This window comes from Streptomyces sp. NBRC 109706, assembly GCF_000974485.1.
Taxonomy (GTDB): Bacteria; Actinomycetota; Actinomycetes; order Streptomycetales; family Streptomycetaceae; genus Streptomyces.
In genome coordinates this window covers 172,803-187,622 of record NZ_BBOM01000010.1, presented here as the reverse complement: position 1 = coordinate 187,622, position 14,820 = coordinate 172,803, and the positions used below count along the sequence as shown (strand labels likewise).

Annotated in this window: 9 protein-coding genes and 1 pseudogene; 3 read left to right on the top strand and 7 right to left on the bottom strand. The window is 71.4% G+C overall.

Annotated features, from left to right (window positions below):
- The 6 genes and pseudogenes from AOM46_RS23075 to AOM46_RS23050 all read right to left on the bottom strand — a co-directional run.
- A pseudogene (locus AOM46_RS23075) lies at positions 1–1,626 on the bottom strand (ThuA domain-containing protein); the annotation flags it as partial.
- A gap of 53 nt (positions 1,627–1,679) precedes the next feature.
- Positions 1,680–2,543 (bottom strand): sugar phosphate isomerase/epimerase, encoded by an 864-nt coding sequence (locus tag AOM46_RS23070; protein WP_062214541.1) that lies wholly within the window; start codon positions 2,541–2,543, stop codon positions 1,680–1,682.
- Positions 2,540–3,760: a substrate-binding domain-containing protein gene (locus AOM46_RS23065; RefSeq protein WP_062214539.1), complete on the bottom strand. Its 1,221-nt coding sequence runs from the start codon at positions 3,758–3,760 to the stop codon at positions 2,540–2,542. Before AOM46_RS23065 ends, AOM46_RS23070 begins: the two co-directional genes overlap by 4 nt.
- The gene (locus AOM46_RS23060) at positions 3,757–4,878 is read right to left on the bottom strand and encodes an ABC transporter permease (protein ID WP_078857112.1); all 1,122 of its coding nucleotides are present in this window, start codon (positions 4,876–4,878) and stop codon (positions 3,757–3,759) included. The genes AOM46_RS23065 and AOM46_RS23060 overlap by 4 nt, the downstream gene beginning before the upstream one ends.
- A complete protein-coding gene (locus AOM46_RS23055) occupies positions 4,875–5,900 on the bottom strand; it encodes an ABC transporter permease (protein ID WP_370592762.1) in 1,026 nt (341 codons plus the stop codon). The genes AOM46_RS23060 and AOM46_RS23055 overlap by 4 nt, the downstream gene beginning before the upstream one ends.
- Entirely contained in the window at positions 5,897–7,393 is a 1,497-nt protein-coding gene (locus AOM46_RS23050) for a sugar ABC transporter ATP-binding protein (protein WP_062214538.1), read from the bottom strand. Before AOM46_RS23050 ends, AOM46_RS23055 begins: the two co-directional genes overlap by 4 nt.
- Positions 7,394–7,529: 136 nt before the next feature.
- Between AOM46_RS23050 and AOM46_RS23045 the strand changes: the two genes are divergently transcribed.
- On the top strand, positions 7,530–8,768 hold the full coding sequence (locus AOM46_RS23045) for an ROK family transcriptional regulator (protein WP_234313928.1): 1,239 nt from the start codon (positions 7,530–7,532) through the stop codon (positions 8,766–8,768).
- Positions 8,769–9,257: 489 nt separating this feature from the next.
- Entirely contained in the window at positions 9,258–9,971 is a 714-nt protein-coding gene (locus AOM46_RS23040) for a class I SAM-dependent methyltransferase (RefSeq protein ID WP_062214536.1), read from the top strand.
- A gap of 25 nt (positions 9,972–9,996) precedes the next feature.
- Here the strand turns inward: AOM46_RS23040 and AOM46_RS23035 are convergent, their stop codons facing one another.
- The gene (locus AOM46_RS23035) at positions 9,997–13,131 is read right to left on the bottom strand and encodes an NACHT domain-containing NTPase (RefSeq protein ID WP_062214535.1); all 3,135 of its coding nucleotides are present in this window, start codon (positions 13,129–13,131) and stop codon (positions 9,997–9,999) included.
- Between the two features lie 389 nt (positions 13,132–13,520).
- Here AOM46_RS23035 and AOM46_RS23030 point away from each other — a divergent pair, with 389 nt between their 5' ends.
- Complete coding sequence (locus AOM46_RS23030; RefSeq protein ID WP_062214533.1) at positions 13,521–14,804, top strand: helix-turn-helix domain-containing protein; 1,284 nt, start codon at positions 13,521–13,523, stop codon at positions 14,802–14,804.
- Positions 14,805–14,820 lie beyond the last annotated feature (16 nt).

The following is a 14,820-nucleotide window of genomic DNA, read 5'->3' as shown; positions in this document are numbered from 1 at the left end:
CCAACCGAAGTTGCCCGGCTCCTTGATGATGTTGTACTCCACCAGGCCCTCGGGACCCCGCTCGGTGGTGGGCCCGCCCCGGTCGGGGCCGTAGTCCGCGACATGGACATAGCCGGTCTCGGAGTCCACGGTGAAGCGGAACGGGTTGCGGAAGCCCATGGCGTAGATCTCGGGCCGGGTGTCCTCGGTGCCCTCGGCGAAGAGGTTGCCGTCCGGGACGGAGTAGCCGCCGCCGTCCTCGGGCAGCACCCGAAGGATCTTGCCCCGCAGGTCGTTGGTGTTGCCCGAGGTGCGCGCGGCGTCCAGCATCTCCTCGCCGTCGCGCCAGTCGATCGGGGCCCAACCCTGCCAGTGGCTGGAGAGGTTGGGCGGCACATCGTCACCGGTGGAGAGGTAGAGGCTGCCGTCGGGACCGAAGTCCACGCTGCCGCCGGTGTGTCCGGGCTCCGGATACGTCCGGTCCCGGTAGGCCGGCACCTCGATCACCGTCTGCTCGCTCGCCTGGTCCAGGGAGTTGCCCTCGACGGTGAAACGGGACAGCCGGTTGATGTCCTCGTCGGCGTCCGCCGGCGCGTAGTAGAGATAGACCCAGCCGTTGTCGGCGAAGTCCGGGTCGAGCGCGAGCCCTACCAGTCCGTCCTCGCCGCCGGTGTAGACGTCCAACACCCCTGCGGTGACGGTGGAGTTGGTCGCCGGATCGTAGATCTTCAGCTCGCCGCCGCGCTGGGCGAAGAACACCCGGCCGTCGTCGGCGACAGCCAGCTCCATCGGGTCGGACGTGTTGTCGTCCAGCGTCACCTTGTCGAACTTGCTCCAGACGGTGCCGCCGCAGTCGCCCGGCAGATTGCCGGCCGCCCATTTGACGCCGCCGACCACATGGTCGATGAACTCCGCCTCGCTGTAGGCGCCGGACTCGTGGCCCATGGCCGTGGCCCACACCTTGCCGCCCTCGGCCTCGCGGCACCAGGAGATCGGATGGTCGGCGCCCATGGCGTCGCCGCCCGGGTCGTAGGTGGACTCGTCGGCCGTCACCAGCACATGCACGTCGCCGCGCGGGTTGGGGTCGAAGTTGTACCACTCCTCCGCGCGCTCCCAGCGTTCGGGCAGTCCGGCGGTGGAGGGGTGCACCCGGTCGGCGACATGCGCGGTGCCGTCCAGCGTGCCGGGGGAGTGCGTCGGCATATGGGCGCCGCCGTTGATGAGGTCGTCCCACCACGGGAACTCCTCCTCGATGCCCATGTCGAGGGTGTTGTGGATGGCCGCCACCCCACCGCCGTTGTTGACATAGGTCTGGATGGCGGCGCGCTGTTCGTCGGTGTCCCAGACCATGCCCGAGTTCTGGAGCATGATCACCACGTCGTAGGTGGCGAGTTCTTCATCGTTGAACACGGCGGGATCGTCGGTCTCGACGATCTCGAAGTCGTTCGAGGCGGCCTGTTCCTCGAACATCTCGATGCCCGCGGGGATGGAGCCGTGGACATAGCCCACGGCCCGGGTGAAGAGCAGGGCCCGGAACTCGGCGGCCTGGGCCTCGGTCGCCAGAACCGGTAGTGCGCCGACGGCGAGCAGCGGCGCGGCGACCATCGCCACCACCGTGCGTCGTCTGATTCTCGATGGGCGTTTCATGTGGGGGTTGCTTCCTCTCTCGCTCCTTGTGCTGCGGCTCCCAAGGTGCTGGGTCAGAGGGCGGCGCCGGCGCGGCGCAGGAAGCGCAGGCCGGCCACCGCGATCTCGTCCTGGCTCTCCGCGAGCGGACGCCAGACGGAGGCGGCCACCGCGATGCTGTCGTTGTGCGCGGTGAAGGACTCGATGCAGAGCGGTCCCGTGTGGCCGGCGTCCCGCAACGCGCGCAGAAAGCCCGACCAGTCGAGGTGGTCGGCGCCGGGGGTGCCCCGGTCGTTGGCACACACCTGCACATGCGCGATCCGGCCGGCGGCCTGACGCACGGCGTCCGGCAGGGACCGTTCCTCGATGTTCTGGTGGTAGGTGTCCAGGGCCACACCGATACCGGCCGGCGGCATCCCCTCCATGGCGTGGAGGGTCTGGCCGACGGTGTTGAACAGGCTGGTCTCGTAACGGTTCAGCGGTTCGACGGCCAGCCGCACCCCGGCGGCCAGGGCCTGTTCGACCACCGGCGCCAGATGCTCACGCCATTCGGCGTAGGCCGCCTCGCGTTCGTCCGGGGTCATCCGCCAGGTGCGGCCGACCGCCGAGTAGATCGGCCCGGCCACCACGGGCGCGCCGGTCAGTTGGGCCGCGTCCACACAGTGCAGCAGATAGTCCTGGGTGCCGCGGACCGCCGCCGGTTCGGTCCGCACCAGATCGCGGCCCGGCGGCATCACGGCGATCACGGCCGCCGGCTGCAGCTCGTGCCGCTTCAGCAGCTCGGCCGTGGCGGCGTAGTTCCAGTCGTCCGCCGACTCCAGCGGCAACTCGACCGCGTCAAAGCCCCATTCGGCCAGCCTGGGCAGGGTTTCGGCGAGCGCCGCGTCGTTCACCGGCGAGTGCCAGATCCACGGGTTGGCTCCGACGGAGAGTCTCACCCGCGGCCTCCCCAGTCCTGCGGGTAGCCCGGCAGGTCCTCGCAGCCGCACAGCCCGTAGTGCAGCGGCGGCATCTCGGCCCGCAGATAGTCGTCGCGGTTCTCGCTGGTGATCACCGGCTGCGGCAGCACCCACTCGCCGGGCACCTCCTCGCCGCGCAGCACCGCCAGCGCCGCGATCACCGGGGTGCGCCACTGGAAGGTGGGGTAGCCGGGGGCGATCGCGGTGAGGTCGTTGTCGGCCCACGCCTGGAGGAAGTCCTGCTGGTCCTCGCCGGTGATCGGCGGCACGTCGACGCCGGCGTCCTCGAACGCCTCGATCGCGGCCACGGCGGTGGCGCCGGAGTCCATCCAGACGCCGTCGATCGAACCGTGCCGCTGGATGGCGTCCGTCACGATCGACTTGGTCGCGGCCGGGTCGCCCTCGGTGAACTCCACGTCGGCGACTTCGAGTCCGGCCTCCTCCAACGCGATCTCCGCCGCCGACCAGCGGTTCTCCAACACGTCGACGCCGGGGGAGATCCGCAGCGCCAGGATCTTCCCACCGGAGTCCACGTGCTCCACCAGGAAGTCGGCCGCCGCCGCGCCATAGGCGTAGCCGCCGATCGGGTGGATGAAGGTGACCGCGCAGTCGGTGTTCACCCCCCGGTCGAAGACGATCACCGGCAGCTTCTGGCAGGCCTCCTCGACCGCCGGGGTCAGCGTCGCGGTGGTGTTGGGCGAGACGATCAGCAGATCGCAGTCCTGGTTGCTGAGGTTCTGGATATCGGATATCTGCTTGTCGTCCTTGCCCTCGGCGTCGAGGACGGTGAACTCGGTGATCTCCGGATGCTGCGCCACCTCGGCCCGCATGGTGGTCATGCCGACCTGACGCCAGGGGTTGAAGACGCCGGCGTTGGAGAAGCAGAGGTGGATCTCCTCGTCGGGGATCGCGTACTCCTCGGTGCTCACCAGCTCCGGACGCAGCATCTGCTCCCAGGGCCGGTCCGCCGGGCCCTCGGGCGTCTCCCCGGTGAGGGCGAGCTGCCGGGTGTACTCGTCCTCCTCGAAGAACTCCGCCTCCTCGGCGTCACCCCCGTCCCCGTCCCCCGGCTGTGCGGAGCCGGCCGGGTCGGGCGGCCCCTCGGTCGGGGAGTCGGAGGAACAGGAGGTGATCAGGGCCGCCGTCAGCACGGCGGAGACGGCCAGCGTCAGTCTCTTGCGGGTGGGGCTTCTCATGCGGTGGAACCTCCCGGGGAACCTGCGGAATCGCTGGAATCGCTGGAATCTCGTGGTTCTTGTGGATCTCGTGGGTTTCTGGAGTCGGCTGGGGTAGTGGGGCCCGGTGCGGGGCCGGTGGGGGAACGGCGGCGTGGGCGGGACCAGTTGGCGGCGCCGAGGGCGACGGCGGCGATCACGATGACGCCCTGCACGGTGGGCTCCAGGGATCCGGAGACGCCGCGCAGATTGAGCAGGCTGAACAGCGCGGTCAGCGCGAACGCCCCGGCCATCGCGCCCAGCACCGAGCCCCGGCCACCGCCGAGCAGCACCCCGCCCAGCACCACGGCGGTGATGGCCTCGAACTCCATCCCGTTGCCCGCCTGGGCGGACAGCCCGGAGTAGCCGGCGACCAGCACGGCCGCCAGCGCGGCCGCCGTGCCGGAGAGAACGAAGGCGACGATCCGCACCCGGTGCACCGAGACGCCCGACAACTCGGCGGTGCGGTCGCTGTCGCCGGTGGCGATCAGCGTGCGGCCATAACGTGACCGCATCAGCAGCGCGACGCCGACCCCGACGGCGGCGCAGACCAGCACCGCCCACGGCAGCCAGCCGAAGACCTCCTCGCGGCCCATCGCCCGGAAGTCCTGCGGCAGATGGCCGGTGGGCGAGCCGCCCGTCCAGTAGAAGACGCCGCCTTGGAGGATCAGCATCATGCCCAGTGTGGTGATGAACGACGGCACTCTGAGCAGCGTGGTCACCATCCCGTTGACCAGGCCGACCAGCGCCCCCGCGGCCATCAGGGCCAGGGTGACCACCAGCCAGTGCGCCCCGGGGAACTCCTGGTACAGCTCGGAGGCGACGACCACGCCGGTGGTGACGACGGCGCCGACCGACAGGTCGAAGTGCCCGCTGACGATCACCAGATACTGGCCGGCGGCCAACAGCACCAGGGGCGCCGCGCGGCGCACCCACGCCAGGAAGCGGTCCGCCTCGAAGAAGTTGGGATCGGTGATCGCCAGGGCCCCGAAAAGCAGCAACAGCAGGGCGTAGACGGGCAGCGCGGTGCCCAGCGCCTGGGTCAGCCGAACGCGTCGGCTCTCCGTGACCCGCACCGGGGTTGCGGTGACGGTGGTCATGCCGACCTCCTCGTCGAGCGACGGCGGCGGGCGTAGACGGCCACGGCCGCGATGATCACCACGCCGCGCAGCACGTTCTTGAAGAACGGATCGATGGCGAGCTGGTCGAAGACGCTGTCCAGCACGGCGAGGACGACGACGCCGCCCAACGTGCCGACCACGCCGCCGCGTCCACCGGCCAGGATGGTGCCGCCCAACACCACGGCGGCGATGGACTCCAGGTCGTAGGACGCCTCGGTGCCGGCCCAGGGCGAGCCGGAGCCGAAGCGTGCCGTCAGGAACAGCGCGGCCATGCCCACGCAGAGCGCGCACAGCACATGGGCGATCAGCACCGTGCGCCCGGTCCTTACTCCGGAGAGCCGCGCCGCGTGCTCGTCGCCACCGGTGGCGAACATGTGATGGCCGAGGCGGGTGTGCCGCAGCACGAACCACAGCGCCAGCGCCACGCCCACCAGCAGGAAGAGGGAGACGGGGATCGGCCCGATCCGGTCATAGCCCAGCCGCTGGAAGCCCGGGGAGACCTGCCCGGCGGGGCCGGTGTAGTTGTCCTCGATCCAGCCGCGCAGGATCAGCGCGACGCCCAGCGTGGCGATGAAGGCGTTGACCTTCAGCTTGGTGACGATCAGCCCGTTGGCCAGCCCGACGCCCGTGCACAGCGCCAGCACCGCCAGGATGCCGAGCACCAGATTGCCGTCGTCGCCGGCCATGGTCTCGGCGGCGACCAGGGTGCCCAGGCTCGCCAGATAGGCGACGGAGAGATCGAGCGAGCCGGTGAGGATCACCATGGTCTGGCCCAGGGCGATCAGGCCGAGCGCCACACAGTTCTGCAGGATGCCCGTGATGTTGGACTGGGTGAGGAACTCGCCGCCCCTGACGGCGACCACCGCCCAGCCCAGCACGGTGACGGCGAGCGCGGCGAGCCAGATGCCGACGGCCGGATCGCTGAGGTTGCGGCGCCAACGTCGCAGGTCCGCACCGCCGATGGCGGGCAGCGCCCTGGCGTCGGTGGTGGCGGCCATCAGGCGGCACCCGCCTCGGCCTGCCGGCCAGGGGCCGTGGTGGCGAGCAGCATGATCTCCTCCTCGGAAGGACCGGCGGGCAGTTCGCCGGCGATCCGGCCCTCGGCCATCACCAGGACCCGGTCGCTCATGCCGATGAGTTCGGGAAGCTCGGACGAGATCAGCAGCACGGCCAGGCCCTCGCGCGCCAACTCCCTTACCAGGGTGTGGATCGCGGCCTTGGCACCGACGTCGACGCCCCGGGTCGGCTCGTCGAACAGCAGCACCCTGGGCCCGGCGGCCAGCCATTTGGCGATCACCACCTTCTGCTGGTTGCCGCCCGAGAGATAGCGCACCTCCTGCCCGGCGCCGCCGCGCGAGGCGAGCCTGACCCGTCGCAACAGCTCGGCCACCGGCACGTCCTCGCGCCGCTCCCTCGGCATCCGCACCGCGCGGGTCACCAACAGGGCGTTGTCCCGCACCGACTGACGGAGCGCCAGTCCCTCGGCCTTACGGTCCTCGCCGACCAGGGCGATGCCGGCGCGGATGGCCTCCCTGGGACGGCGCGGCCTGATCGTCCGTCCCGCCACGGTCAACTCGCCCCGGGTGAACGGGTCGGCGCCGAAGACCGCCCGGGCCAGGGCGCTGCGGCCCGAGCCCTGGAGCCCGCCGATGCCCAGGACCTCGCCGGCGCGCACGGAGAGGGAGATGCCCGACAGCCGTTCGTTGCCGCCGTCCCTGATGGTGAGCACCGGCTCGCCCAGTTCCTTCTCGGTGGCCCTGGGCGGGTAGTAGGCGCTCAACTCCCTTCCCACCATGGCCCGGACGATGCCGTCCACATCGGTCCGGTCGGTCGGCACGCAGGTGACCAGCTGACCGTCCTTCAACACCGTGATGCGCTCGGAGAGTTCGAAGATCTCCCGCATCCGGTGCGAGACATAGAGGATGCCGAGACCCCGGGCGGTGAGCCGGCGGACCAGGTCGAAGAGGGTGGCGACCTCGTGTTCGGCGAGGGCAGCGGTGGGCTCGTCCATGATCAGGATCCGCACGTCGGCGGCGAGCGCCTTGGCCACCTCGACGGTCTGCTGACGGGCGACGGACAGTTCGCGCACGGGGGTGCCCGGGCTCACTCCCTCGGCGTTCAACTCGGCGAGCAGGGCGGCCGTTCGCTCGGCCATCGCGGCACGGTCCACCAGGCCCCGCCGGGTGGGCTCCCGGCCGAGAAAGACGTTCTCCGCGACGGTGCGGTCGGGGAGCAGGGCCAGCTCCTGGTGGATGATCCCGACCCCGGCGGCCTGGGCCTGTGCGGGGTGGCTGAAGGAGTGGGGGGTTCCGTCGATCTCGATCCGCCCGCTGTCGGGGACGTGCTCCCCGCTGAGCAGCTTCATCAGAGTCGACTTGCCGGCGCCGTTCTCACCGACGACGGCGTGCACCTCTCCCGCCTTCAGATCGAGGGAGACGCCGTTGAGTACGCGGATGCCGAGGAAACTTTTTGTCATGTCCTGCATCGACAGCATGGAAGCAATGTTGAGGTGAAAGTTGCGCCTGTCAAGACACAAAGCAGCTTCAGGATCGAACGGTTGGGCAAAACTAAGACTGAATGGTTGGTAACTTTCGCTTCGGAGAGGCGAAAGTGGAGGGCATGGAGGTGTTATGTCCGAACTGGGGCCGGTGCGGGCCGAGATGCGAAGTCGAACGCGGAGCGACACGCGCACGGACGGGGGGTCAGCCCCCGCCTCCCCCGGCCGGGTGCTCTCCCTCATCGCCGGCGGCTCCGCCGAGACCCGCGCCGATATCGCCAGACTCACCGGCCTCGCCCGTTCCACCGTCTCGCAACGCGTCGACGCCCTGATCGCGCACGGCCTGCTGGACGAACCCACCGAGACGGGCGCCGGCGGCCGGCGCCTCTCCCGCCGCCTCCGGCTGCGCACCCGGGACCAGCTCGTGCTGGGCGTCGGGCTCGGCGCCACCCACGGCCGGGTCTCCCTCCTGGACGTCGCCGGCGCCGAGTTGGCCACCGACGAGGAGCCGCTGCGCGTCGCCGACGGTCCTGAACGGGTCCTCGGCCGGGTGGTCGTCCTCGCCCACCAACTCCTCGAAGCGGTCGGCCAACCGCCCTCCGTGCTGCGCGCCATCGGCGTCGGCCTGCCGGGCCCCGTCGAGTTCCGCGCCGGCCAACCCGTCGACCCGCCGATCATGCCCGGCTGGCACCGCTTCCCCGTGCCGGCGTTCCTCACCACCCGGCTGGGCGCCGCGACGCTGGTCGACAACGACGTCAACCTGATGGCGCTCGCCGAACGCCGCCGGCATCTGCCGGACGCCGCCCATCTGCTCTTCGTCAAGATGGGCACCGGCATCGGCTGCGGCATCATCGCCGGCGGCCAACTCCACCGTGGCGCCCGGGGATCGGCCGGCGACATCGGCCATATCCGCGTCGGCACCGACGAGACGCCCTGCCGCTGCGGCAACCTCGGCTGCCTGGAGGCCACCGTCGGCGGCGCCGCCCTGGCCCGCCGGCTCAGCACCCCGGAAGCGCCGCTGACCAGCACCATCGAGGTGGCCACCCTGGTGAAGTCCGGCGACCGCGAGGCCGTCCGGCTGGTGCGGGAGGCCGGCCGGTCCGTCGGCGAGGTGCTGTCCGGGCTGGTCAACTTCTTCAACCCCGAGGCCGTCGTCTTCGGCGGCGCCCTGGCCGCCGCCCATGACCAACTCCTCGCCGGCGTACGGGAGGTGGTCTACCGCCGCTCCCACCCGCTGGCCACCCGCAACCTCCGCATCGAACCCAGCCAGTCCGGCCGCGACGCGGTCGCCCTGGGCGCGGGGCTGCTCGCCATCGACCACGCGCTCTCCCCGGAACAGGTGAACGAAGCGCTGTTGACGGCGACCCGCTGACGCCTGGCCGGCGGGGCCAGGCGGAACGGCGCGTCGGGCTCCGCCCGGACGGCGGGCGGCCGGGCCGACGGGCCGACGGTCCGACGGTCTGTCGGGAGGTGCGTCCGGTCGTCGGGGCCTGGTGCCGGGCGGCGACGAGAGGTCGGTGGCGGGTGGCGGGCGGGGCCGAGCGGCGGGGCCGGGGACGTGGGGGGATAGGTCCTTGGCGGTGGGGGTGTCGTGGCGGATGGGTTGCGCGTCGGGCTTCGCCGGGACGGCAGGGGTCTGGTTGTCCGACGGTCTGTCAGAAGGCGGTCGTGGACGGTGAGTTGGTGGTGAGTGGCTGGCGGTGCCGGGCGGTGGGGTTGATGGCGGGTGGCCGGCCCGGTGAAGTCGGTGGGCGGGCGGGCCGTTGGGTCGGTGAGGGGGTGTCGTCCGTCGGAAGCTGCCGTTCGGGGCCGCGACCGGGAGGTACCCGGGCCCGTCCGTCCGGCGGGTTAGGGTGGGTGGGTGTTCACCGAGCGGGGGCCCACGGTTCGCGAGCTCGTCGTTCAGGCGTTGTCCTCCGTCGAGCGTGGCTACGATCTGCTCGCCCCCAAGTTCGACGAGACCCCGTTCCGCACCCCCGAGGTGTTTCTCTCCGCGACCGCCCGTGCCCTCGCCGCGCGCGGCGGGTACGCGGCCGGCCTCGACCTCTGCTGCGGTACGGGCGCCGGCCTCCGCGTGCTGCAGGAGGTCTGCCGGGAGCGCGTCGTCGGCGTCGACCGCAGCGCCGGGATGCTGGCCGTCGCGGCGGCCTCGGCCGCCCCGGCGACCTCGTTGGTGCGGGCCGACGCGCTGGCACTACCCTTCCGGAACGCCTTCGATCTGATCGTCAGCTTCGGCGCCTTCGGCCACTTCCTCCCGCACCAGCGCCCCACCCTCTTCGCCCAGGCACACGCCGCGCTGCGCCCCGGCGGGCTGCTCGCCTTCCCCGTCACCGCCCCACCCCGGGTCGGCTCCGCCGGCTACTGGCTGCTCTGGGGCTTCGACACGGCGATGCGGGTGCGCAACGCGCTCTGGCACCCGCCGTTTGTGATGTACTACCGCACCTTCCGACTCCCCGATGTCCGGGCCGAGTTGACGCGGGCCGGCTTCACGGTCGAAACCCCGGCCCTCGCCGAACCGGGCCACCGCCCGGACGGCGCCCCCCACTGCCGCCTGGTCCTGGCCACCCGCCGCTGATCCTTCCGGGCGGGCGACCCGGCCGTCAGTACCGCGACGTCAGCGGCGCGAATCCCGTGCGCTCCCGCAACCGGTCGTCGTTCCGTGTGGTGATCGATTCCCAGACCGTCAGCGCGCGCAGGTCGTTCAGCTCGGCCAGCGGGGCCAGATCCACCATGGCATCCTCACCGGCCAGTTGCAGTGTCCGCAGTCCGGGGAAGAGGTCGACGACCTGCCGCAGATCCACCTCGCCGCCCAGGCCGAACAGGTCCAGTCTGGTGATCCGGGGCAGTGCGGGTCCGTGGACGCGCAGCGCGGTCATCAGGGGCGGGGTGGTCGCCAGGTGGTTCAGCGCGGGCAGCGCCGCCACCGCGGCCAGACTCGCCGGCCCGAAGTCGTTCTTCCCCTCGACGACCCGCAGCGTTGTCAGCTCCTCCCAGACGCCGATCCCGGTGAGATCGGTGACCCCGGGAGGAACCCCGAGATCCGTGAGCGGGGCCAGGGTGGGAAGGGAGGACAGACTCGTGCCCGGCATCTCGTCGCCCACATAGAGGGAACGAAGCTCCGGCAGGGCGTTGAGACAGGTGAGGTCGGACACCCTCGGCAGCTTCCGCACCAGCAGGCGTCGGAGCGGCAGACCGGCGACCGCCGAGATATCCGTGAGCGCGGGACCGTCGATCAGCGAAAGGCGCTCCAGCCGGGGAAAGGCGTCAAGGACCGTCAGGTCACCGAGGCGCTCGCAGGAGAGCGAAAGTTGTCGAACCGGTGCCCCGGCCAGCACCTTGACGATCTCCTCCCGGGAGAACGCGCCGAACAGCGAGAGATAGGGATGTTCGGCGAGCCGGCGGTGGGTGCTCAGCTCCGCCAGTTCGTACACGGTGATATGCGGCGCCCCTTCGAGCGACAGTCCTGGCATGATCTCGACGACGAACCGGTGGGGGTCGAAGGATTTCCGCGCCCGGAGAAGCCGCTCCCGCACCGTCGGCGACGGATGCGTACGGAACGGCGCCAGCTTGGCCAGCGCTGCGTCGCCCCCTACCAACCTCGCCGTCTCCACCACCGCATGGGCCTCCTCCGATGGCAACCCCTCCGGCCCGGGGAGCAGTTCCAGCACCACCTGACCGGCGGAGGCGAGCGACGTCGCCTCGCCGAAGGTCCTGGGCGGCAGCAGCGCCGCCCCCCGGCGCTCCACCTCGGCGCGCACCTCGGGATCGAGCTGGGTGGCGTGCTCAAGACAGGCCATGGCCAGCAGGTGCAGCCGCACCCGGTGCTTGCGCACCGTGTCGCCCCGACGGAGCAACTGCCCAAGCAGCCGGCGCCGTTCGTCCGGCCGACCGTGGGCCACGGCCATCCGCACCACGTCCTCCCACAGGTCCAGGTGCGCGTTCCGCACCAGCAGTGGGAAGTCCCGGTTCTCCACGGCCGCGTGGGCGGCGAGATAGTCCTGAAAGGTTCGGTGCACGAAGTCGACGACGCCCTCGGCCGGTTCGCGCAGCAGGCCCGAACGGTCGAGCAGCTGCCGGTACACCTCCTCGGCCGAGCCGCGCACCGCGTCCTGCCGCATGGTGGGCAGCGCCTGTTCGATCAGCTCCACCGCGTCCTCGCGTTCCATCTGCGAGTGGCCGTTGCGGATCAGCCAGTAGGCGAGCCGTTCCAGCAGCACGCGTTGGGACCTGGCGTCCATCCGCAGACCCTGGTCGACGCTCCGCTGCAGGTCCCGCCGCTCCAGGAGCATCCGCAGCGCGGCCTCGTACAGCTCCTCCCGGCCCTGCGGCAGAAAGCCGTGGCTGGCGCGGTGCAGGGCACAGATCAGGCCGCACATCAGCGGGTTGGTGGCCAGCCGGCTCAGGTCCTGGCGGCTGCGCACGGCCGTCAGCAGGGCCGTCGCCTCGTTCCGGCCGGCGCGGGCGGCATGGTGCCAGCGCGTGACGAACGCCGCCACATCCGCGTGGCTCATCGGGGAGAGGGACAGCTCACGGAAGTCGTCGGCGGCCAGCCAGTCCTCCCGGACGGCGGACGGACGGGCAGTGACCAGGCAGGCGTTGCCGGGGAAGTCCCGCAGCATCTCCCGCAGCCACCAGCGGGTCTGCTCCCTCCGGTCCTGCGGTACCTCGTCGATGCCGTCGACCAGCAGCAGGGCGCGGCCGGCGGTCAACACCCGCTCCGCCCAACCGGCCGGCGGGGTGTGCGGACAGTTGACGGCCGCCAGGAAGTCACGAGGGGGCGGCAGCTCCCGCCCGGCCCGCAGCAGGGTGCGCAGGGGAAGCACGAACGGGATCCGACCGACCAGGTGCGGTGGGCCCGCATCGGCCCGGTGCTCGGCGATGGTGACGGCGAGCCATTGCACCAGCGTGGTCTTCCCGGCGCCGGCCACCCCGCGCAGCAGCACCCGGTTCAGGCCGGCGAGCGCCTGCTCGGCGCGTTGCGGCGGTGTGGCGACGGGCCGCCGGCCGTGCTCCGGACCGCCCCCCTTCCGCCGCTCGGTCTCGGTGGTCTCCAGGCTCAGATAGGCGTCGTCCAGCGGCCATTCGTCGTCCACGTCGATGCCCAGGATGGTGAGCGTGCCATGGCGGCGCACGAGATGGCGTCGGTAGGTTTCCTCGAACCGCGCGTCCTCGCTGTGCGGCGCGGGCAGGCGCTCGACCAACAGATTCAATGTCTCGACAACGCGGGCGTTCGCCCGGCTCTGCTCCACCAGGGTGCGGGCCACAAACGTGGAACGCCGGGTGAAATAGTCGATGATGTGCAGGGCGGCCAGCCGCACCAGTCGATCGTGAAACAGCTCGGCGTCCCGGGACAGCGGAGCGGGACGCCCGTGGCGCAACGCCTCGGCCAGGCCGTCGGCGCCGAGTTGGACGGCCTGCACATCGTCCATGGTCAGGTCCCCGAGGCCGGAGAGGGTGTCGACCAGCGCCATCGTGACGGGGAGGCGATCCTCGACGGGGGGCGCGTCATGCGGCCCCATCGCCGCCACGGCACGGTTCACCAGCCGTCCGGACAGCTTCTCCAGGCCACGGCGGGTCAGGGTGGGTCGCTCGCCCCGGAACGACAGCAGCGAGTCGATCCGAACCGGCCCGTCGACCAGGCCGGCGCCCGGCTGCTCAGCACGGAACAGCCGTCGCACCAGCGGTGCGACCACGGCCGATCCGAGGCGCAGCCCCACGGTCGCGGCAACATCCACGCCAACTTCCCTTCCCCAGGCGGACCGTGCGGGCCCCGGTGCCGACAACCACCGTGCCCGGCCCACGACGGGCCGTTCGACGACCACGGACGGACACCCCACATCCGGCCGGTCTCATCCCATCGCATGGCACGCCGACGCGGCAACGCCACTGTCCGGTACGGGGGGTTACGCTCCGCCACGGTCGATCCTCTCCCGCGCGGCGGGACACCCGGTCGCCGCACCCCCACCCGCCCAAGGCCCTCTCGACACCGTGCGGTGATGGCTCTTCACTCTCCGCATGGGAAACGGGAAACACGCTGATTCTCCTTGCCGCCGTGATGCGGGGTGCCGCAGTCTTACTGCCGGTGACCGACGGACTAACAGGTGCGAAGGTCGCGGGGGTTCATGTGCCTGACGAAACAGCACGGTTCGGGCCGGAACTCCGCAGGCGACGCCTGGCCGAGGGGTGGACGTTGGACCGTCTCTCCGGCCGGGTGCACTACAGCAAGAGCCATCTGAGCAAGGTCGAGACGGGCAGCAAGAGACCCACCCCCGATCTGGCCAAGCTCTGCGATGCCGCGCTGCACGCGGGAGGCGCGCTCGCCTCGCTCGTCCCCGGGCGTGCCACCCCGGTCCAGGTCCCCGACGCCAGTGACGACGGAGAGGTGTGGGTGCTGAGCATGAACAGAGCAGACGGCTCAAGTCGCTTCGCGGCCATGGACCGTCGCCGGGTCACGGCCGCCGGAGCCGGCTCGGTGCTGGCGGTCGGACTTGGTGGCCTGCGTTCCGTCGCCGACGACGAGGGCACCACTCTGCTGAAGGCCGCCCGTTCGCTCTTCACCCAGTTCCGCGGCCTCGGCCAGACCTCCGACCCCGGCCTCCTGATCCCCGCGCTCACCGCACAGACCCACAGCATGGAACAACTGGCACTGACCGCCTCCGGACGCACCCGCCGCGAACTCCTCGCCCTGGCCGCTCGGTTCGCCGAATACACCGGCTGGATGGCACAGGAGTCGGGCGACGACCGCGCCGCGCTGTGGTGGACCGACCGCGCGGTCGACCTCGCCGATGCCGGGGGCGATCCGAGCTTCGCCGCATATGGCCTGGTCAGACGCGGGCTGGTGCATCTGCTGCGCGGCGATGTGGCGACCACCATCGCGCTCACCGAACGGGCGGCGGACGAAGCCCACACGCCCCGGGTGCGCGGACTGGCAGCCCAACACCTTGCCCAGGCACACGCGGTCGCCGGCGACCACCGGGCCACGATGCACGGTCTGGACCGGGCACGCGATCTGCTCACCCGGGCCGCCCAGGAGGGCGACGGCACCATGATCGGTTCGTCTCACGTTCCCGACCTGGTGGCCACCTACACCGGCTGGTGCCTGCACCACCTGGGTCAACCGGCCCGCGCCGCCGAGGTGTTCGCGGCCGAGGCGGCCCGGGTACCGCCACACGCCCAACGCGCCCTCATCCGCCACGGAGTACGCCTCGGTCTCGCGCACGCGGCGGCCGGCGAGATCGAGGAGTCGACGGCCGTCCTCGCACCGCTGCTGCCCCGGCTGGGGCCGGTGCGCTCGGCCACCATCGCCGCCGAACTGCGCCGCACGGCCCAGATCTGGGGACGACACCGCGCCAACCCGGCTGTCAAGGAACTGAGCCCCGATCTGGCGGGGGCACTCGGCCGCCTCTGAACCAGCACCTCGATCC

Excerpts from the sequence above, each read along its gene's own strand:
- AOM46_RS23060 (WP_078857112.1), bottom strand. The coding sequence starts at position 4,878 with ATGACCACCGTCACCGCAACCCCGGTGCGGGTCACGGAGAGCCGACGC.
- AOM46_RS23065 (WP_062214539.1), bottom strand. The coding sequence starts at position 3,760 with ATGAGAAGCCCCACCCGCAAGAGACTGACGCTGGCCGTCTCCGCCGTG.
- AOM46_RS23050 (WP_062214538.1), bottom strand. The coding sequence starts at position 7,393 with ATGCTGTCGATGCAGGACATGACAAAAAGTTTCCTCGGCATCCGCGTA.
- AOM46_RS23045 (WP_234313928.1), top strand. The coding sequence starts at position 7,530 with ATGTCCGAACTGGGGCCGGTGCGGGCCGAGATGCGAAGTCGAACGCGG.